The organism is Robiginitalea rubriflava (assembly GCF_052540725.1).
In genome coordinates this window covers 2,889,255-2,909,388 of sequence record NZ_CP199309.1, presented here as the reverse complement: position 1 = coordinate 2,909,388, position 20,134 = coordinate 2,889,255, and the positions used below count along the sequence as shown (strand labels likewise).

The 20,134-nt window shown below is 45.3% G+C and carries 15 protein-coding genes; 12 read left to right on the top strand and 3 right to left on the bottom strand.

The genetic code is table 11. From position 1 onward, the window contains the following. The first annotated feature begins 70 nt into the window (after positions 1–70). Both ACT6NU_RS13095 and ggt read left to right on the top strand, forming a co-directional pair. On the top strand, positions 71–655 hold the full coding sequence (locus ACT6NU_RS13095; protein WP_445383867.1) for an acyl carrier protein phosphodiesterase: 585 nt from the start codon (positions 71–73) through the stop codon (positions 653–655). A 32-nt stretch (positions 656–687) separates the two neighbouring features. Further along, positions 688–2,373, top strand: a complete 1,686-nt coding sequence (gene ggt / locus ACT6NU_RS13090) for a gamma-glutamyltransferase (RefSeq protein WP_445383866.1) — start codon at positions 688–690, stop codon at positions 2,371–2,373. A 6-nt stretch (positions 2,374–2,379) separates the two neighbouring features. Here ggt and ACT6NU_RS13085 read toward each other — a convergent pair whose 3' ends face one another. Further along, positions 2,380–3,135 carry an XRE family transcriptional regulator gene (locus ACT6NU_RS13085; protein WP_445382119.1) on the bottom strand — a complete coding sequence of 252 codons (756 nt, stop codon included), beginning with the start codon at positions 3,133–3,135 and terminating at the stop codon, positions 2,380–2,382. Between the two features lie 140 nt (positions 3,136–3,275). On the opposite strand from ACT6NU_RS13085, the gene ACT6NU_RS13080 reads away from it, so the two are divergent. Next, on the top strand, positions 3,276–4,028 hold the full coding sequence (locus ACT6NU_RS13080; RefSeq protein ID WP_445382118.1) for a DUF4130 domain-containing protein: 753 nt from the start codon (positions 3,276–3,278) through the stop codon (positions 4,026–4,028). Positions 4,029–4,040: 12 nt separating this feature from the next. On the opposite strand, the gene ACT6NU_RS13075 is transcribed toward ACT6NU_RS13080, so the two are convergent. Next, entirely contained in the window at positions 4,041–4,568 is a 528-nt protein-coding gene (locus tag ACT6NU_RS13075) for a hypothetical protein (RefSeq protein WP_445382117.1), read from the bottom strand. A gap of 122 nt (positions 4,569–4,690) precedes the next feature. On the opposite strand from ACT6NU_RS13075, the gene uvrA reads away from it, so the two are divergent. The 6 genes from uvrA to ACT6NU_RS13045 all read left to right on the top strand — a co-directional run bounded on the left by uvrA (position 4,691) and on the right by ACT6NU_RS13045 (position 16,559). Next, positions 4,691–7,540, top strand: coding sequence for an excinuclease ABC subunit UvrA (gene uvrA / locus ACT6NU_RS13070; RefSeq protein WP_445382116.1), 2,850 nt, complete (start codon positions 4,691–4,693; stop codon positions 7,538–7,540). 52 nt (positions 7,541–7,592) lie between these two features. After that, complete coding sequence (locus ACT6NU_RS13065) at positions 7,593–8,276, top strand: LOG family protein (RefSeq protein ID WP_445382115.1); 684 nt, start codon at positions 7,593–7,595, stop codon at positions 8,274–8,276. Between the two features lies 1 nt (position 8,277). Beyond that, positions 8,278–11,127 (top strand): metalloprotease, encoded by a 2,850-nt coding sequence (locus ACT6NU_RS13060; protein ID WP_445382114.1) that lies wholly within the window; start codon positions 8,278–8,280, stop codon positions 11,125–11,127. A gap of 161 nt (positions 11,128–11,288) precedes the next feature. Continuing rightward, complete coding sequence (locus ACT6NU_RS13055) at positions 11,289–13,700, top strand: alpha-ketoacid dehydrogenase subunit alpha/beta (RefSeq protein WP_445382113.1); 2,412 nt, start codon at positions 11,289–11,291, stop codon at positions 13,698–13,700. A 184-nt stretch (positions 13,701–13,884) separates the two neighbouring features. After that, entirely contained in the window at positions 13,885–16,128 is a 2,244-nt protein-coding gene (locus ACT6NU_RS13050; RefSeq protein ID WP_445382112.1) for an aminotransferase class III-fold pyridoxal phosphate-dependent enzyme, read from the top strand. Positions 16,129–16,178: 50 nt separating this feature from the next. Continuing rightward, positions 16,179–16,559, top strand: a complete 381-nt coding sequence (locus ACT6NU_RS13045) for a DoxX family protein (protein WP_445382111.1) — start codon at positions 16,179–16,181, stop codon at positions 16,557–16,559. Here ACT6NU_RS13045 and holA read toward each other — a convergent pair whose 3' ends face one another. Beyond that, positions 16,560–17,564, bottom strand: coding sequence for a DNA polymerase III subunit delta (holA, locus tag ACT6NU_RS13040; protein WP_445382110.1), 1,005 nt, complete (start codon positions 17,562–17,564; stop codon positions 16,560–16,562). It abuts the gene before it with no gap. Positions 17,565–17,590: 26 nt separating this feature from the next. On the opposite strand from holA, the gene ACT6NU_RS13035 reads away from it, so the two are divergent. From ACT6NU_RS13035 to ACT6NU_RS13025, 3 genes are all read left to right on the top strand, one after another. Beyond that, a complete protein-coding gene (locus ACT6NU_RS13035; protein WP_445382109.1) occupies positions 17,591–18,052 on the top strand; it encodes a type I restriction enzyme HsdR N-terminal domain-containing protein in 462 nt (153 codons plus the stop codon). An 88-nt stretch (positions 18,053–18,140) separates the two neighbouring features. Further along, positions 18,141–19,145: a glycosyltransferase family 2 protein gene (locus ACT6NU_RS13030; RefSeq protein WP_445382108.1), complete on the top strand. Its 1,005-nt coding sequence runs from the start codon at positions 18,141–18,143 to the stop codon at positions 19,143–19,145. A gap of 98 nt (positions 19,146–19,243) precedes the next feature. Next, complete coding sequence (locus ACT6NU_RS13025) at positions 19,244–20,107, top strand: OmpA family protein (RefSeq protein ID WP_445382107.1); 864 nt, start codon at positions 19,244–19,246, stop codon at positions 20,105–20,107. Positions 20,108–20,134: the final 27 nt, after the last annotated feature.

The window sequence follows — 20,134 nt, the reverse complement described above, 5'->3', positions numbered from 1 at the left end:
CGGCAAATATAATGGGATCTTTAATAAACTGCTGAATTTGTACTTTTATCTGCCAAACACAGCTGCTGAATTGAATTTCCTCGCACATATCTACCTCTCTTTTGACAATGACCGCCTGGCCATTGGCAACTTTATAGCAGATAGTGTCCGGGGTAAAGCTTATAAAACCTATCCTGATGAGATTCGTAAAGGGATACTGCTGCACAGGCAAATAGACACCTTCACGGACAGCCATCCTATTCCCCGGATAAGCAGTAAACGATTGCATTCCAATTACGGGCATTACAGCAGGGTAATCATTGATATTTACTACGATCATTTCCTGGCAAAGAACTGGTCTGACTATTCTGCCGAGCCTTTGGAAGCTTTTACTGAGAAGTTTTACGCCCTTTTGGAAGATCATTTTGAATTACTTCCCAGGAGGGTGCAGGGCATGTTACCCTATATGGTATCGGATAACTGGCTGCTGAATTATTCCCGGATGGAGGGCATTGAAAAAGTCCTTCAGGGCATGAACCGAAGAACCCGGAACAGAAGCCGCATGGATCGGGCCATTAAGGAGCTGGAGCTGCACTACCCCAAATTTGAATCGGAGTTCCGCTTGTTTTTCGAGGAATTAATTATCTTTTCCAGACAAAAAATACATACACTTTGAAAGCAAACTACCTGTTGAGCGTTTACAGCACAATTCGCCTGTCCTTCCTCATTTTTTCCCTTTCAGCTGTTCTTGTCAGTTGCAGGACCAGCCCGCCCGAGCCAACGGGAGTGGTTCATGACAGTGCCATGGTGGTATCCGCGCGGGAGGAAGCCTCGCGCATTGGCCGGGATATACTGCAAAAAGGTGGGAATGCCTTCGATGCTATGATTGCAACCGAAATCGCCCTGGCGGTAGCCTATCCCTTTGCGGGTAATCTGGGCGGCGGTGGCTTTATGGTATATCGCAAGGCGGATGGCAGTATTGGCTCCCTGGATTACAGGGAAAAAGCCCCTCTGGCCGCCCATAAGAATATGTATCTGGATTCACTGGGAAACCCTGTACCGGATCTCAGCAGGAAAGGTGCTACCGCAGTTGGCGTTCCGGGAACCGTTGCTGCTGTTTTTGAAGTACACAAAAAATTCGGCAGCCTGCCGATGCAGCAGCTTTTGCAACCGGCTATCGAACTTGCGGAAAAAGGAGTGGTAGTTACCGAAAAACAAGCAAAGCGACTCGCCAATTATCGGGAGGCGATGATAGAGGTAAACGGGGACAGTATCCTTTTTGCAAATCATTGCAAAGCTGGAGACACCTTGAAATATGCCGCTTTGGGAGCCACCCTGAGAAGGATAGCAACTAAAGGCAGGGAAGAGTTCTACGAAGGTGAAACAGCTCGTACCCTGGTAGCATTCCTGCAGGAAAAAGGCGGGTATATTACAATGGAAGACCTGCAGCGATATGAGGCAAAATGGAGGGAACCGGTTGTTTTCGACTACAAGGAATTGCGGGTTATATCCATGGCACCTCCCAGTAGCGGGGGTGTAACCATGAACCAGATCTTAAAGATGATTGAACCTTATGACATGGCCTCTTTCGGGCACAATTCGGTAAAAAGCGTACAGCTTTTTACCGAAGCAGCCCGCAGGGCCTATGCCGACCGGAATTATTACCTGGGCGATCCCGACTTTACCGATATCCCCATGGATATCCTGCTGGATCAGGAGTATTTACAGGAAAGGATGTCTGATTTTTCATTTGACACAGCCACTCCTTCAGAAAATATTCAGGAGGGGCAGATACAGGTGTATGAAAGCGCAGAAACGACACATTATTCCATTATAGACCAATGGGGAAATGCTATTTCTGCCACCACCACCCTCAATGGTGCCTATGGTTCAAAATTGTATTGCGAAGCCCTTGGATTTTTCCTGAATAATGAAATGGATGACTTCAGTGCAAAACCCGGGACGCCCAATATGTTTGGTTTAATCGGAGCTGAAGCTAATAGTATAGCCCCGGAAAAGCGCATGCTCAGCAGTATGACTCCTACCATAGTGGAAAAAAATGGCGACCTCTGGATGGTTGTGGGTACCCCCGGGGGGTCAACGATTATCACTGCTGTAACTCAAACTATCTTAAATGTATATGAATTTAATCTCAGTATGCAACAGGCTGTAAGTGCCCCCCGCTTCCACCATCAATGGTTACCGGACCAGGTGATATTTGAGCCAGAAGGATTTCCGGAGTCACTAAAAGAAAGTTTGCTCAGTAAAGGATACTTTATTAACGAGGACCGAACCCCTGTGATTGGGAAAGTAGATGCTATTTTGCTGCTTCCCGACGGCAGGTTGGAAGGCGGCGCCGACCCCAGAGGAGATGACACTGCAGTAGGGTTTTAAACGCGTTCAGGCCCTTGCTAATTTCTCTTTCAGCTCGTCCATGGATTGCTGCAATTGCCGCAACAAACCGCTTTCAGTGGTCGCATCTATACTAAAGGTGAGTTTGCTGCTTACCAACCAGAGCTCCTGAAGTTGAGAGGTCTCAATTTCGTATGGCGCATAGGACTCATTGAGGGAAATCAAACGCAAACGGTCAGAGCCCGGGATCTTTTCAATTTTTTTAACCAGGACGGCATCGTGCAATACCACCACATATATTCTGTTCGCACTTATGTCATCCAGGCTTTCAACGGCACGGGCCAGAACCCAGTCTCCGGGTCTCAGATTGGGTAACATACTTTCCCCCTCCACCTGAAAACCCCTGTAACTCGCATTTCTGAATTGCGGAATCGGAAGGTCAAAAGCGGGTAGTTGCCGGTACCAGGAGGTATCGTGAATATTTTGGGGATATCCGGCTGCAGCCTTGGCGTTTACCAACACCATATTTTCATTATCAGCCTGGTCAACGGTTACGACTTTAGGCATTACACTTACAGAAGAGGCTTCCAGATAGCGTTGATTGCTCTCTCCAAAAAGCCATAGCGGATTAATCTTAAATTGCCTGAGTAATTCGGTCACCACTTTCCCGGATAATTTCGTTCTGCCGCGTTCAATATCGGCAGTGGTCTTAGCAATCCCCAGTAAGTCCGCAAATTCGGCCTGTGTGAAGTTTAAATCTCTCCTAACTTCCGTAAACCTTTTGGCGCTAAGCTCATTTTCCATTCACTTTACTTTTATATCTGATTTCCTCAAATATACATAATTTGGATATATTCCAAAATAAAAACAGGATTATTTCCATAATTAGGAATATTTACATATTTTTGGATTATATCCTATTTTTAATCATTAATACACATCACATGAAAAAAGTTCAGGGTCAGAATTATTTGTACGATGGTTCCTTTATAGGATTCCTTTCTGCATTGCACTTTATCTTAACTGAAGATCGCACGCCACTCAGCATCCAATCCGCCAAAGATGCCCGGGAACTTTTATTTACTGGTTCCAGTTTCCTGCCTGCAGATACGGGTAAGGCCAGAACTATATGGAAATCCCTGGAAGAGAAAGGAAAGGAAAAAGCGAGGTTGGTTTATTTTGCCTACTTAAGCGAAAGTACTGATATAGAATTACTTATTTATCGCTATACCTATTTGCTGTTTAAATATTCGGAGACTGACCGAACGGAAAAATTAAACAGGCTCACAAGGCATTTGGAAATTTTGGAACAACGGGTTAGCAGGGAAAAACAACAACTCGAGAAATCCCTCAATTTTGTTCAATTGGAAGATGGGTTATTATCTGTTCAAATATGTCCGCATCACAACGTACTGCCGCTTATCAGTAAATTTTACAGAAATCGCTATGGGCACAGAAACTGGCTTATCAGCGATTCCAAGCGCAATTACAGCCTGCTATCCAGAAACGGGATAATAGAGATGGTTGCCGGGGAAGCATCTATTCTTACAAAAAACAGGAGTGTTAAAAGCCTGAAGGGGCAGAATGCGGAGAGCAATTCCGGCACCCGCGCTTTGGTCGTGCCTGGCAAAGGAGGCGCAGACTACGGATCAGAGAAAGCCCGGGGCAGCTATAATGCAATACGTACGGCCATATAGCACCTTTTAATGCTATTTACTGCGTTCTCCCACAAACTGATCGCTCTGGATTTTAAATAGCACGTTGAAGGTGGTAAGGCTGCCGTAAATACGGGTGATATACTGCTGCAGGTCTACCTTTTCCTGGTCATCCAGGTTTTTGCTCGCATTTATTTTTTGTTCCATGACACGGATACGGTCCCTTACCATTACAATTTTATGAAAAAAGGTGTCAATCGGAACCTCCTTGGCTGACAGGTTCGGGTCTCCCGGTTGCATCAGCAGTTTTCCGCCCCTCCACTTGTCAGCAATAGGTGAACTTGTACTGATGTCGCTCCATTTTCGCAGGATACTGATAAGACTCATTTCCACTTCTGAGAAACTAATACTGTCCACATCCTCCTGCAGGGCTTCAATTACTTCATATTCACTATCCGGCTCAATGGTTTCCAAGCCTTTATCTATAAAAGACACCCAGTAATATTTCGAGCTTACATTAACAACTACTCCTTTTCCATATTCTGCATGATTAATCCGCGAACCAATACCCAGTATTTCCATAAGTTAAATTTGTTTTTACGCCCGGCAGGCATTTTTTCAGGTCCGAATTTAAGAAACTTAAAGATTATTCCGCCTTCTTATTTCCTTGGCAAAATTGTATTTTTGCAACTTTTGGGAATAGCATGAATGAACAGCAGGAAATGATATCGGTAAAAGGGGCCAGGGTACACAATCTAAAGAATATAGATGTTGATATCCCCCGGGAGAAACTGGTGGTAATCACCGGGCTTTCCGGAAGCGGGAAGTCCTCTCTTGCTTTTGATACAATCTATGCCGAAGGACAAAGACGCTATATTGAAACTTTCTCAGCCTATGCCAGGCAGTTTTTGGGCGGTCTGGAACGGCCTGATGTCGATAAAATAGACGGCCTCTCCCCTGTTATTGCCATAGAGCAAAAAACCACCTCCCGGTCGCCCAGGTCTACTGTGGGTACCATTACAGAGGTTTATGATTTCCTCAGGTTACTTTTTGCCAGGGCAGGGGATGCCTACAGTTACCATACCGGGAAAAAAATGGTCAGTTACAGCGATACCCAGATCAGGGACCTTATCCTGGAAGATTACAGGGGAAAGCGCATCAATATCCTGGCCCCGGTAATCCGCTCCCGTAAAGGACATTACAGGGAGTTATTTGAACAGATCGCAAAACAGGGATTCGTAAAAGTCCGGGTTGACGGTGAAATTCGGGATCTTGAAAAAGGGATGAAAGTAGATCGCTACAAAACCCATGATATTGAAATTGTAGTTGACCGACTGGAACTGGGTAATCAGAAGGAGCTGATTAAACGACTGGATGAGAGCATTAAGACAGCCATGTACGCCGGGGAAAATGTGCTGATGGTTATTGAAGCCGGGCAGTCTGAAGCTCGTTATTTCAGTCGTGACCTGATGTGTCCGGAGTCCGGTATTTCGTATCCTGTACCAGAACCGAATACATTTTCGTTCAACTCCCCCAAAGGAATGTGCCCCAATTGTAATGGGCTGGGACACGTGCATCAGGTCAATCCTGATAAGATAATCCCGAATCCAAAACTCTCAATCAAGGCAGGGGGGCTGGCTCCTCTGGGAACATACAAGAAATCATGGGCGTTTAAACAACTGGAAACCATTGCCCTGCGCTTTGATTTTGACCTGTCAGACCCCATAGAACAAATCCCCGAAGAAGCCCTGAATGTTATCCTGGACGGGGGAAATGAAAAATTTGAAGTGGATTCCAAAACCCTGGGGGTGCGTCGGCAATACAAAATAGATTATGAGGGAATTGCCCATTTTCTGAAAACCCAGTACTCGGAAAGCAACTCCAGCAGTATCCGGCGCTGGGCCAAGGAGTATATGGATAAAATTATATGCCCGCAATGTGAAGGTTCCCGACTTAAAAAGGAATCGCGATATTTCCGGATAGCCAATCGGAATATTGCTGAACTGGCAGCCATGGATATTGGAGAGCTGGCGGATTTCTTTAGAGGGCTTACAGCCACCCTGGAAGGGGATCAGCTTCAAATTGCGGAAGAGATCATCAAGGAGATCAATACACGCCTGCAGTTCCTGCTGGACGTTGGCCTGGAATATCTCTCCCTGAACCGGGGATCCAAAACCCTGTCGGGCGGGGAAGCCCAGCGCATCCGCCTGGCAACCCAGATCGGCTCACAGCTGGTTGGAGTGCTTTACATTCTCGATGAACCCAGCATAGGGTTACACCAAAGGGATAATCACCGCCTGATTGAATCCCTGAAATCACTCAGGGATATCGGGAATTCCGTTTTGGTGGTAGAACACGACCGCGATATGATAGAGCATGCAGACCATGTAATAGATATCGGCCCCAGGGCTGGAAAACACGGGGGTGAAATAATCTCAGAAGGACCCCCCGAAGCCGTGCGCCAACACCATACGCTCACTGCGGATTACCTGAGCGGTATAAAAAGCATTCCGGTTCCGCAAAAAAGGCGAAAGGGAAACGGCAAAGAAATAGTTTTAAAAGGATGCAGCGGACATAATCTGAAGAATATTACCGCTGTATTCCCACTGGGGAAAATGATAGGCGTAACCGGGGTGTCCGGAAGCGGAAAATCTACGCTGGTAAACGAAACCCTTTACCCCATCATGAATGCCCATTATTTCAATGGGGTAAAGAAACCAAAGCCCTATCAGGGCATTGAGGGACTCGAGCATATAGATAAGGTGATCGACATCAACCAGGCTCCGATCGGGAGAACCCCCCGTTCCAATCCCGCTACCTATACCGGAGTATTCAGTGAAATACGCAGTCTGTTTGCCAAGACTACTGAAGCCTCCATTCGCGGTTACAAGCCAGGCCGTTTTAGTTTTAATGTAAAAGGTGGCCGGTGTGAAACTTGCCAGGGTGGGGGCCTAAGGGTCATTGAGATGAATTTCCTGCCGGACGTTTATGTAGACTGCGAAACCTGCAATGGCAAAAGATTCAACCGGGAAACCCTTGAAATCCGTTACAAAGGAAAATCTATAGCCGATGTTCTGGAAATGACGGTGGATGAAGCTGTAGAGTTTTTTGAACACATCCCAAAAATTTACAGAAAGGTAAAGACCATACAGGATGTGGGCCTTGGCTATATTTCCCTGGGCCAGCAATCTACCACCCTTTCCGGTGGAGAGGCACAGCGGATCAAACTGGCCACGGAGTTATCCAAAAGGGATACCGGCAATACCTTTTATATCCTGGACGAACCCACTACGGGTCTGCATTTCGAGGATATTCGCGTATTGATGGAGGTCCTTGAAAAATTGGTTGACAAAGGGAATACGGTCCTGGTAATTGAACACAACATGGATGTCATTAAAATGGTTGACCATATTATAGATATCGGTTACGAAGGAGGTCGCTCCGGCGGGGAAATTGTTTCTGTAGGCAGTCCAGAAGAGGTTTGCCGTGACCCGAAAAGTTACACAGCCCGTTATTTAAAACAGGAACTGTTCCCGGAAAAAGCAATGGCCTGAGAAAGAAAAGGCCAAGAAATAACTTTTACAGTATTTATACGTTTAGAAGGATATGAAAGAGGAAAAGCACAAAGGCTGGAACGAGATAAAAACAAATGATTCCTGGGCTATCTTCAAGATCATGGGCGAATTTGTCAATGGTTATGAAAGAATGAGCCTGATCGGGCCCTGTGTCAGTATTTTCGGTTCGGCGCGTATAAAACCTTCGGAGCCCTTTTATGAACTGGCGGTTTCTGTATCCAAAAAACTGGCGGAGGAGGGTTATGGTATTATTACCGGTGGCGGGCCCGGAATTATGGAGGCAGGAAACAAAGGGGCCCACCAGGCAGGTGGAACTTCGGTTGGTCTGAATATAGACCTCCCTTTTGAACAGCACAATAATCCTTATATCGATGAGGATAAAAGTCTGGACTTCCATTATTTTTTCGTCAGAAAAGTAATGTTTGTAAAGTATTCCCAGGGCTTTGTGGTCATGCCGGGGGGCTTTGGAACACTGGATGAGTTGTTTGAGGCCCTGACGCTTATACAAACCCGTAAAATTGCTAAGTTCCCTATCATTCTTGTTGGTACGCAATTCTGGCAGGGAATGCTGGAATGGATTAAGAATACCATGCTGGAGGCGGGCAACATCAGCCCGGAAGATTTGGATCTTATCCACCTGGCAGATTCTGCTGATCAGGTTGTTGATATAATTGATTCCTTCTACAGAGGACATACATTAAGTCCCAATTTTTAAGATGGACATAAAGGAGGGCATCATTTACTATAGAGTGAAACCGTTGTTTGCGTTTCTGGTTCTATTTTGTTGTGGAAACCTCTTGTTTTCTCAGCATCAGAATACGATTAATGCCACCTTAAAGGGAGATACCCATGTCATACAGATTCAACAGGATTTCCTGTATGTCAACGATTCCAATGACCCCCTCCCGTCCTTGTATTTTAATGACTGGACACACGCCTATTCCTCAAAAAAAACGCCTCTGGCCAAACGCCTGGCCGAGGATTTTAAAAAATCGCTGCATCTTGCCAAGCCAAACGAAAGGGGATTTACAGACTTATTAACGGTAGCAGATGGCCAGTACCGCCAGCTAATGTGGGAAAGGGAGCCCGAGAGAGACCTGGTGCGTATTAATTTGAATGAGGCCCTGGCCCCAGGGGATTCCGTCAACTTGCTGATTACCTATACAGTTCAGTTACCCCCTGACAAATATACCCCCTATGGTTACAATTCAAAGGGCGGCTATTACCTCAGGGACTGGTACCTTACCCCGGCCGTTTATGACAATGGCTGGAAGCTGTATTCCAACAAAAACCTGGAAGACCTCTATACAGATATAACCAATACCAATATTAACTTTATTTACCCGGATTCCCTGTTTATGGGAACCAATTATAACGACCAGAGTTTTTCCAGCTTTCCCAATCAGCAGTTTGCGTCGCTGAAAGGAAAGAATAGGAAAAGTTGTGATATTATCCTCAATACAGACCGGCCCTTTCAAAAACACCTGACCTCTCACCTCTTTGTGGTAACGGATATTAAGTCTCCTGGCTATGACCCGGTTTACCAGGGCGTTTCCATGGACAGAATTACACGATTTATACATGAAAACCTGGGGGATTTCCCTTATGAACAGCTTCTGGTTAGTGAGATAGACTTCAACAAGAATCCTCTTTATGGCCTCAATCAGTTGCCCTCTTTTATCCGGCCATATGAAGAACAGTTTCAGTTTGAAATGAAATTCCTGAAAACCGCCCTTAATAGTTTTCTGCGAGAGACCTTGTTTCTGGATCCCAGAAAAGATAAATGGGTCAATGATGCACTGATCAATTTTCTGATGATCCGTTATGTGGAAACCTATTATCCAGATCAGAAGTTGCTGGGGAAACTGTCGAATATCTGGCTGATAAAAGGTTTTAAACTGGCCCAGATGGATTTTAATGAGCAGTATCCGTTCCTATACATGCTTACTGCACGAAAGAACCTGGATCAGGCGCTTTCAACCCCCAATGATTCTCTGATTAAGTTCAATCAGAAAATAGCCAACACCTATAAAGCAGGTCTTGGGCTGGCTTATCTTGAGGAATACCTGGGCGAAGAGCCTGTCAATAAGGCGATAAGGGATTTTTACGCCACCTATGCCTTGAAGTCGGTTAGTGCTGCTGATTTTGAAAAAATACTTAAAAAGCACGCCCCGGTTTCTATCGACTGGTTTTTTGACAGCTACGTAAATAGCGATGAGCGCATTGATTTTAAAATAAAATCTGTAGAGAAAAAAGATGATTCCCTTCAGGTTACCATCAAAAATAAAACCGGCAATATGGTTCCTATTTCCCTTTTTGGGATAAAAAAGGACTCTGTAGTGTCCAAATTCTGGTTTTCTGGTATTAAGGAAAGTCAGACCTTTCAAATTCCCTCCGAGGGGGCCGAACGCCTGGTACTTAATTATGATCAGAAAATCCCGGAATTCAATCAAAGGGATAATTGGAAATCCCTGGGGGGCTTTTTCTCAGGAAATAAAAAGTTGAAATTTCAATTTTTCAGGGATGCCGAAGACCCCTACTACAACCAGGTTTTTTATATGCCCATTGCCAATTTCAATATCTACGATGGGATTACACCCGGGCTGCGGTTTACGAACAAAACCCTGCTGGCCAGGCCCTTTGTATTTGATATTGCCCCACAATATGCCATGAATGAACAGTCTATGGTGGGTTACGGAAGGTTGCAGTATACCCAATTCCATGGAAAAACGGGATTCTACGAAACCAATTACGCGATAAGGGGTTCCTCCTTCCATTTTCAGACCAATTCGCGTTATTCTACCCTGGTACCTTCCGTTAGCTTCGGATGGAGGCCTTCCAATCTTATTTCCAATATCCGGAGCAATTTGTTGTTCCGATATGTAAATGTATTCCGGACAATTGACCCGGCCCTGGGGGAATTGGATACGGAACCCGACTATTCTGTATTCAACACCCGGTTCAGTTTCATCAACAATGGCATCATAAATTATTTGTACTGGTTTGCAGACGCCCAGCATTCCTCAGACTTTACAAAATTATCCCTGAACATGGAATATCGCCGGTTGTTAGACAACAACCGTCAGTTAAACCTGCGTTTCTTCGCAGGTGCTTTTCTGAGAAACAATACCGATTCGGATTACTTTAGTTTTGCACTGGACCGGCCCACCGACTACCTGTTCGATTACAATTACCTGGGAAGGTCTGAGGATTCCGGCTTGTTTAGCCAGCAAATAATAATTGCGGAAGGGGGATTTAAATCCCAACTGGAAAACCCTTTTGCAAATGAATGGATCATTACCACCAATGGCAGTTTCAGCCTCTGGCGCTGGATTGAGTTATACGGGGACCTTGGGTTCTTAAAGAATAACGGGCTATCCCCGCGATTTGTGTACGACTCGGGGATCCGTCTTAACCTGGTTACAGACTACTTTGAGTTGTACTTCCCCTTATATTCTAATAAAGGCTGGGAAATAGGAAATCCCGGCTACGACCAGAGTATTCGATTCGTTGTCACCATAAGTCCCAGAACCCTGATTGGACTTTTTACACGTAAATGGTTTTAATATTGCGATATTCTTAATTTAAGGCGGTATTATTAGTATTATATTTAAAATATATGAGTGATTAGGTCGTTATTTTAAGTATATGTTAATAAAAAATACGACCCTCAATTGCAAAAATGCCGCTTCTTTGGTACCTTTGCAGCAAATACCCTTCTGTTGATATGAAAGTTAAGCTCGATCCTGAAAGTGATATTTCCTTTAATGATTTTAAAGACCAGATCTTACAGGACTACCGGACGGCTGTCACCAGCAGGGAATGCAGCCTTTTAGGGCGCAGGGAAGTCCTCACCGGAAAGGCCAAATTTGGGATCTTCGGGGATGGAAAAGAGCTTCCGCAACTGGCCATGGCGCGTGCTTTTCGCAATGGGGATTTCAGGAGTGGTTACTACAGGGACCAAACCTTTATGATGGCCCTGGGAGTTCTAAAACCCAAAGATTTTTTCCACGGCCTGTACGCTACAACCGATATTGAAAAAGAGCCCATGAGCGCTGGAAGGCAGATGGGCGGGCATTTTGTCACTTATAGTTTAAACGAAGACGGCAGCTGGAAGGATCTGACAGCTCAGAAAAACAGCAGTGCCGACATCTCTCCTACCGCAGGGCAAATGCCGAGGTTACTGGGCCTGGCACAGGCATCCAAGGTCTATCGCAGCCTCCCCGATATTCCCTCAGATAAATTTTCGGATAATGGAAATGAGGTGGCCTGGGGTACCATAGGGAATGCCTCTACCAGTGAAGGTCATTTTTTTGAAACCGTTAATGCCGCAGGGGTTTTACAAGTTCCTATGATTGTGAGTATTTGGGACGATGAATATGGGATTTCTGTACCGGCCAAATACCAGACAACAAAAGAAAATATCTCCGAAATCCTGAAAGGGTTTCAACGCACCGAGGAATCCCCCGGATATGAAATTTTCAGAGTAAACGGATGGGATTACACCGCCCTGATACACACTTATGAAAACGCTGCTGATATTGCCAGGGAATCCCATGTACCCGTTTTGATTCACGTTCAGGAGCTCACCCAACCTCAGGGCCACTCCACTTCGGGCTCTCACGAGCGCTACAAATCTCAGGAGCGTTTGGAATGGGAGCGTTCCCATGACTGCAACCTCAAGTTCCGGGAATGGATTCTGGCTAACAATATTGCTGCTGAAGAAGAATTAAACAAGCTGGAAAAGGAAATAAAAAGGACCGTCCGTACAGCCAAGAAAGATGCCTGGGCTGAATTCCTGGGCCCACAGATTACCCAGCAAAAAGAACTGCTTCAGATTTTGGAAGAACTGGGGAACAACAGCCCCAACAAGTCTTTTATTTCAAGGATCAAAAATGATCTTATAGCCGTTGAAGAACCCCTGAAGAGAGACCTGATATCTAAGGCTCGCAAGGCATTGCGCTATGTACTGGGCGAAAATCAGCCCGCCAGGGAACAATTACAGCAGTGGATAAAAGCATTTATAAAGGACAACGAAGAGGTCTATGGCTCTCATTTATATTCAGAACTGCCCAATAACGCTACTGCCATTAAAGAGGTTCCGGCTGTTTATGGCGCGGAAAGCGAAGAAGTAGATGGCAGGGTAATCCTGCGGGATAATTTTGATCAGCTTTTTTCCCGAATTCCTGAACTCATGATCTTCGGAGAAGACAGCGGAGCAATTGGCGATGTCAACCAGGGTCTTGAAGGCCTGCAGAAAAAATATGGTACAATTCGCATAGCAGATACGGGAATACGGGAAACCACAATTATCGGACAGGGGATTGGCCTGGCCCTGAGAGGGCTCAGACCTATAGCGGAAATTCAGTATCTGGACTATCTGCTGTATTGTTTGCAAACCCTCAGCGATGATCTTGCCACACTCTTGTACCGAACCGTCGGAAAACAAAAAGCACCATTAATAGTAAGGACCCGAGGGCACCGTTTGGAAGGAATTTGGCATTCCGGTTCGCAAATGGGCGGGATAATTCATTTACTGAGGGGGATGTATATTTTAGTACCCCGAAACATGACAAAAGCCGCTGGCTTCTACAATACCCTGATGGAGAGTGACGAACCAGCTCTGGTGGTTGAAAGCCTTAACGGTTATAGACTGAAGGAGCGTATTCCCGAAAACCTTAGGGACATTCGCACCCCTATTGGAAAGGTAGAACTCGTTCGCGAAGGAAAGGATATTACCCTGCTATCATACGGCTCAACGCTGCGGATAGTACAACAAGCGGCTACCGAACTTCTGGAGGTAGGTATTGAAACTGAAGTTATTGATGCTCAATCGCTGCTGCCATTTGATTTGGATCATCAGGTATGTAAAAGCCTTGAAAAAACCAACAGGTTACTGGTTATAGATGAAGATGTCCCGGGAGGATGTGCTGCTTATTTAATACAGGAAATTGTTGAAAAACAAGGAGGGTATCGTTATCTGGATTCACCCCCCCAAACGCTGACGGCTAAGGCGCATCGGCCTGCCTATGCGAGTGACGGCGACTATTTTTCAAAGCCAAATACTGAAGATATCTTCGAAAAGGTTTACAGTATCATGCACGAGGCAAGGCCGGACGAATTCCCGTCCATATACTAATACTCAACAGAGCCAAACTCGTTATTGGGCTGAATTTGAAATGCTTTTTTAGCTATTGTACAATCGTAGCACGAGCTGATCTCCAGTACCAGGTTCCTTCCCTTGATATTACCCCAGATTTATTTTTCTTCATTTTTAGATAGCGGGTCGATTTTCCTTAAGTTTATGAGTCGTAGCGAGGTATATGGAATCCCTAAAAAAATATCTGTCCAGGCACTATGGCCTGTATAACCCTGAATTGCAACTGCTGGAAGGTTATGCAGACAAAACCTATAAAGTTATAACAGGGGAAGGGTGTTGGATCTTAAAGGTCCATCCTGAAAGACCAGGACTTGCCAAACAAATCTCGGCGGAACATAATTATATGGAAGCCCTGGATAAACTAAAGCTATTCAAAGTTCCCGCACACGTAAAGTCAAAAGAAAACAAAGTTTTTATTGCGGCTGAAAATAAAGTGCTGCGGCTGCTCCGTTTCGTTCCCGGTCAGTTCATGTCAGAAATAAACTGGCCTGCCACATTCCTGGATAATTTTGGAAGTTTTCTTGCCGAGGTCAGTAAAGTGGGGCTGGAGCTGGATCCATCGGATATCGCGGCCAAACGATTTCACTGGGACCTGCAGCATTTGCTGATGAACAAGGAATACCTGAAATCCGTATCAGAACCTGGGATTAGAAGCCAGATCGACTATTTCTTCCTGCAATTTGAATTAGAGGTGCTGCCCAGGGCTTATGAATTACGGCGGGCCGTAATTCATAACGACACAAACGAAAATAATATCCTGGTGGCCAACCAAAGCGTTTACGGGATAATCGATTTCGGAGACATGTGTTACAGCTGGCTGATCAATGAATTAGCTGTAGGGCTCACCTATGTGCTGATGCGCTCGGATGATCATCTCAAAGATGCACATACTGTAGTGTCTGCGTATAACCGTATCCTTTCCCTGCAATCCCCCGAACTGGATGTTCTTTACTATTTGGTTGCCGGAAGAATATGTATCAGCCTGTGCAATTCCGCTCAGGCTTCCCTTCACCAGCCCAAGTCGGAATATGTCCGCATAAGCGAAATACCTGCCCGCAAACTGTTGCAGGCCTGGCTTGCTATTAACCCTGCACAGGCCCGTGCTGAATTTCGCAAGGCAGCAGGTATGGAGCCTTCTTCCCCCCTGGCCCTGTCCTCTTATAAAAAGCGAAGGGATAGTATCCTGAGTAAAGCCTATTCCCTCAGTTACCAGCAGCCCATAGTTATGGAAAAAGCGGCTTTTCAATATATGTATGGCCATAAAGGAGAATGTTTTCTGGATGCTTATAACAATATAATGCTGGTTGGGCATTCGCATCCTGGAGTGGTCCGTGCAGTGAGCAGGCAAATTGGAAAATTGAACACCAATACCCGCTACCACTACGAGCAGCTGCTGGAATACGGAGAACTGCTACTTTCCTATTTTCCCGACCCCTTAAGCAAGGTCTTTTTTGTGAACTCCGGAAGTGCTGCCACAGATCTGGCCCTTCGGATTGCCCGGTTTCACACCCAAAAAGAAAAAATCCTATGCATGGATCAGGGATATCACGGCAACACCTTAGCATCCATTGAAGTAAGCCCCTATAAACACAGTAAACAAGGAATATACCCGAATGCAGTTATCGCACCGCTCCCGGATTGGATCAACTCAGATTTTGAGAATGAAGCAGCTGCAGCAAGCCATTTCGCAAAAGCTTCCCGTGCACTTATTGCTGAATATCCCGGTCAAATGGCCGGATGTATAGCAGAGCCCATTATGGGATGCGGAGGGCAATTACCCCTGCCTGCCGGGTACCTTTCAGCCCTTTACGAAGCAATAAGGCAAGAGGGCGGCGTTTGCATCTGCGATGAAGTCCAAATCGGTTTTGGAAGACTGGGTCACCACAGATGGGGCTTCGAAATGATGGGTGTAGTACCGGACATAGTGATACTGGGAAAGCCCATGGGGAACGGACATCCCATTGGAGCGGTAGTGACTACCCGGGAACTGGCAGCTTCTTTTGAACAAGGACCTGAATTTTTCAGTTCCTTTGGGGGCAATCCTGTTTCTTGCGCAGCCGGCCTGGCCGTACTTCGTGTATTAAAAGAAGAAGGCTTGGAGCAGCATGCCGCAGAAACCGGAGATTTTCTTATGGGCCTGCTCAGGGAAATTCAGGCAGTGGATTCCCGTATTTCTGATGTGCGCGGCTCCGGTCTCTTTCTTGGTGTTGAATTTACCTCAAACGATGGAAAAGCGGGGACACGGCTTGCATCGGACCTTAAGAATTTCCTGAGGCAACAGCACATTCTTGTTGGTACAGATGGTCCCTTCAATAGCGTACTGAAAATAAAGCCACCTCTTACGTTTAACCATCAGAATTGTCATACCCTTGCCGCCGAAATTCGAAGATTCTTAAAAAAGACCTAGTTAAATTCAGGATAATTGATAATTTAGTATTAAATAATGATTCATTATCTATGAAAAGTTCCCTAAAATCTGACCTTGGCCTCGCTTTTTTACGCATTGGAGCCTCAGGGATGATGCTTTCCCACGGCATCCCTAAAGTACAGCGTTTATTTGGCGGAGAAGAGATAGCCTTTGCCGATCCCCTAGGGATTGGGGCCGCCCCTACCCTTTTCCTGGCCGTATTTGCCGAGGTTTTATGTTCCCTGCTCGTACTTCTCGGTTACAAAACCCGTTGGGCCAGCCTGCCGATTATTGCAACCATGTCCGTGGCCTTCTTTATACAGCATGCCGCTGACCCATTTGGGAGAAAAGAACTCGCTCTGCTCTACCTGGTCGTTTTTGGGGCCATTTTCCTTCTCGGCCCCGGGCGATATAGTATAGACCGGAAATAATCAGGCTATTCTGAAGAGGAGTTCCTGCAAAAGGTCTTTCTGGTTGGCTCCGGAATAATCAACCCCTTTTCCTTTAAGGTCCATTTCTCGTAAAACGGAAATGATTGCACTTACTTTTTTCATGGGATAGTTACGGGCTGCTGTCTGGTACTCGCTTACGAAATAGGGGTTTATCCTAAGAGCGCTGGCTACATTTTTAGGGCTGTGATCCTGTAAACCATGGTATTGTAAAAGTTGTGAGAAGAAACTGTGTAGCAGGGAAATTGTCAACACAAAAGGGTTGTCTTTGGGGTTTTCGGCAAAATACTTGATAATGCGCGTAGCTTTCTGGATATCTCGACCGGCAATGGCACTTTTAAGTTCAAAATTGTTGTAATCTTTACTAATACCTATATGTTTTTCAATCAAAGCCGGGTTGATCTCTGTTCCTGAGGGGAGCACTATTTTGAGCTTTTCCAGTTCGTTGTAAATCCGGCTTAGATCGGTCCCCAGATATTCCACCAGCAGTGCTGAGGCTTTATGGGATATTTTGTAACCATCTCCCAGTAGTACACGCCTGATCCATTCTGCTACCTGGTTTTCGTACATTTTTTTACTTTCAAAAACTACAGCGCCATTGCTTCTCAGCGTCTTAAAAAGTTTTTTGCGCTTATCCAGGGTTTTGTATTTATAACAGAAGACAAGAATGGTGCTGGACAGGGGGTTTTCCGCATAGGCACTAAGGTTCTCAATGGTCCTGCTCAGGTGCTGGGCCTCCTTTACCAATATTACCTGATGCTCAGCCATCATGGGGTAACGTTTTGCCTGACTAATTACTTCATCAAGATTGGTGTCCCTGCCATACAAGACCATCTGGTTAAACCCTTTTTCCTCTTCAGACAGGATTTCAGAAGCTATAAACTCGGAGATCCGGTCAATATAATAGGGCTCCTCTCCCATCAAAAAATAGATAGGTACATAAAGGCCTTTGCGGATATCTGTGATTATCTGTTTTACTTCATCCATTTAAAAAATAATAGCACTTTTGCAATATGGTTCCACTGAATTTTCCCAGCTATGCCCTGCGTTTCAAAAATAGGGAAAATAAAGCGCTGGTATTTGATATCATTCGCAAAAAATATGTTCAGTTATTGCCCGAAGAATGGGTGCGGCAGCACTGTATTCACTATCTGATTCAGGAAAAGAAGTATCCGGCGGGCAGGATGCTTGTGGAGCGTGAAATACGCGTCAATTCCCTCTCGAGAAGGGTAGATCTCGCAGTTTGCGACACAGAGGGCCGATTCCTATTGCTGGTGGAATGCAAGGCCCCTGATGTTCCTTTGAATCAGGAAGTCTTTGATCAGATTGCCCGTTATAACTTCCCTGTCCGCTCAGCCTGTCTGATGCTTACCAATGGGATCCAACATATTTACTGTCAAATAGACTACAAGGCCGGCAGGTATCTATTCCTCAAAGAATTACCGGACTACTCAGAGCTCCTCCAAATGTTATAATTGTTTTATTATCGAATTCTACACCCCTGCTTTGTAAAATATTTAGTTATTTTGTCGGCTTTCGGAAAGCCTCATATTTACTGTAAAGATGTCAAGCCTGGCTATTGTGATATTGAATTGGAACGGAAGCGCACTTCTGGAGCGATTTCTCCCTTCCGTAATCAAACACAGTGCTGGTGCAAGGATCTACCTGGCCGATAATGCCTCTACTGATGACTCGGTCTCCTTTGTAAAGGAAAACTTTCCGGAAATATCAATCATACAAAATCCCGTAAACGGAGGCTTTGCCAGTGGCTACAATATGGCCCTGCAACATGTGGAAGAAGACATCTATTGCCTGCTCAATTCCGATGTGGAAGTCTGTCCCGGATGGTTGGAACCAGTGTTGCAGCATATGCAATCCCATCCGGACACCGGAATCGTACAGCCAAAAATAAAAGACCTGATCCGCCCGGAATATTTTGAATATGCCGGTGCCGCAGGCGGATTCCTGGATCTTTTTGGCTACCCCTTCTGCCGGGGAAGAATCTTCCAAAGCCTGGAGCAGGACAAAGGACAGTATAACGATACCCGTGAAATATTTTGGGCAACCGGGGCCTGTATGTTTATACGGAAGAAGATTTTCCATGACTTAGGGGGCTTTGATCCGGATTATTTTGCCCATCAGGAAGAGGTAGATCTTTGCTGGAGGGCTCAAAACCACGGCTATAAAGTTATGTATGTGGGAGCTTCTAAAGTCTATCACCTGGGGGGCTCCACCCTGAGCAATATGAATCCAAAAAAAACCTTCCTGAATTTCCGGAATTCTCTTTTCTCCATCACCAAAAATTTACCGAGGATAAAAGCCTTTCCAATTATCCTCAGCAGGCTGTTACTGGATGGGATTGCAGCCCTGCGCTTTATTTTTCAGGCTAAATTCACACATGCGGCTGCAATCCTGAGAGCCCATTTTAGTTTTTACCGCCACTTTCCCAAAATGCTGAAAAAACGGGAGAAAATAAGTTTTACCACAAAATACTACGCCACAACATCCATTGTATGGTCTTATTACGTAAATGGTATAGAGGACTTTAACATTTTAGTAAAAGATTAACGAAACAAGCCGATCTCAGCTTTGGCTTTTACATAATTTTGTTTAAGTTCTAAAGGAAGCGAAAACTAAATAATAACTCATTAATACAAACATTTACTATGAATAAATTAATCGTTGGATGCCTGGGATTAGCCCTGGCCCTTTCATCTTGTGTATCTCAGAAAAAATACGCAGATCTGGAAGCCAAACAAAAAGAAACACAAGACCTTCTCAATTCAGCCACTGTAAAACTCAATAGCTGTCTGGAAGAAAAAACCACTGCTCAGGCCCGCCTTAAAACGCTGGAAGAACAGAATGCGTTTCTGAAAGCCAATAACCAGGAACTCATAAACAATATGGGGAATCTTACTACCCTGACTGCCAAAGGAGCAGACAACCTGGAAAAATCTCTGGAGAGCCTGAAAGAAAAAGATCTGACTATTCGCAGATTACAGGATGCCATCACCAGGAGGGATTCTGTAAACCTTGCCCTGGTTCAGAGCCTGAAAGGCGTTTTGGGGAATTTGGATGATGAAGATATCGAAATCAGCGTTGAGAAAGGCGTGGTTTTCGTTTCCATCTCCGACAAGTTGCTCTTTAGCAGCGGAAGCTATAATGTGACCAATGAAGCAAAAAAGGTTCTTGGTAAAGTTGCACAAGTAGTAAACAACAAGCCTGACTTCGAATTTATGGTAGAAGGACATACAGACAATGTCCCTTACAGAAGCGGCGTTTTACTGGACAACTGGGATCTGAGCGCCAAGCGTGCCACTTCCATTGTACGTATCCTCCAGAACGATTTTGGAGTAGATCCGGCCAGAATGACCGCAGCAGGAAGAAGTTATTATGTGCCTTTGGCGGATAACGATACAGCTGCCAACCGGGCCAGAAACAGAAGGACTCGCATTGTAGTGCTGCCAAAACTGGATCAGTTCTACAGTATGATTGAGGAAGGAATGAAAGATCCCGCTATTAACAAATAAGGATTTCCCCCAAACACAAAAAAGCCC

Bases quoted from the DNA above. Each gene is read 5' to 3' on its own strand.
- ACT6NU_RS13075 (WP_445382117.1), bottom strand. From the start codon at position 4,568: ATGGAAATACTGGGTATTGGTTCGCGGATTAATCATGCAGAATATGGA.
- ACT6NU_RS13065 (WP_445382115.1), top strand. From the start codon at position 7,593: ATGAAAGAGGAAAAGCACAAAGGCTGGAACGAGATAAAAACAAATGAT.
- ACT6NU_RS13045 (WP_445382111.1), top strand. From the start codon at position 16,179: ATGAAAAGTTCCCTAAAATCTGACCTTGGCCTCGCTTTTTTACGCATT.
- uvrA (WP_445382116.1), top strand. From the start codon at position 4,691: ATGAATGAACAGCAGGAAATGATATCGGTAAAAGGGGCCAGGGTACAC.
- ACT6NU_RS13085 (WP_445382119.1), bottom strand. From the start codon at position 3,135: ATGGAAAATGAGCTTAGCGCCAAAAGGTTTACGGAAGTTAGGAGAGAT.
- holA (WP_445382110.1), bottom strand. From the start codon at position 17,564: ATGGATGAAGTAAAACAGATAATCACAGATATCCGCAAAGGCCTTTAT.
- ACT6NU_RS13050 (WP_445382112.1), top strand. From the start codon at position 13,885: ATGGAATCCCTAAAAAAATATCTGTCCAGGCACTATGGCCTGTATAAC.
- ACT6NU_RS13030 (WP_445382108.1), top strand. From the start codon at position 18,141: ATGTCAAGCCTGGCTATTGTGATATTGAATTGGAACGGAAGCGCACTT.
- ACT6NU_RS13025 (WP_445382107.1), top strand. From the start codon at position 19,244: ATGAATAAATTAATCGTTGGATGCCTGGGATTAGCCCTGGCCCTTTCA.
- ACT6NU_RS13060 (WP_445382114.1), top strand. From the start codon at position 8,278: ATGGACATAAAGGAGGGCATCATTTACTATAGAGTGAAACCGTTGTTT.
- ACT6NU_RS13035 (WP_445382109.1), top strand. From the start codon at position 17,591: ATGGTTCCACTGAATTTTCCCAGCTATGCCCTGCGTTTCAAAAATAGG.
- ACT6NU_RS13055 (WP_445382113.1), top strand. From the start codon at position 11,289: ATGAAAGTTAAGCTCGATCCTGAAAGTGATATTTCCTTTAATGATTTT.
- ACT6NU_RS13080 (WP_445382118.1), top strand. From the start codon at position 3,276: ATGAAAAAAGTTCAGGGTCAGAATTATTTGTACGATGGTTCCTTTATA.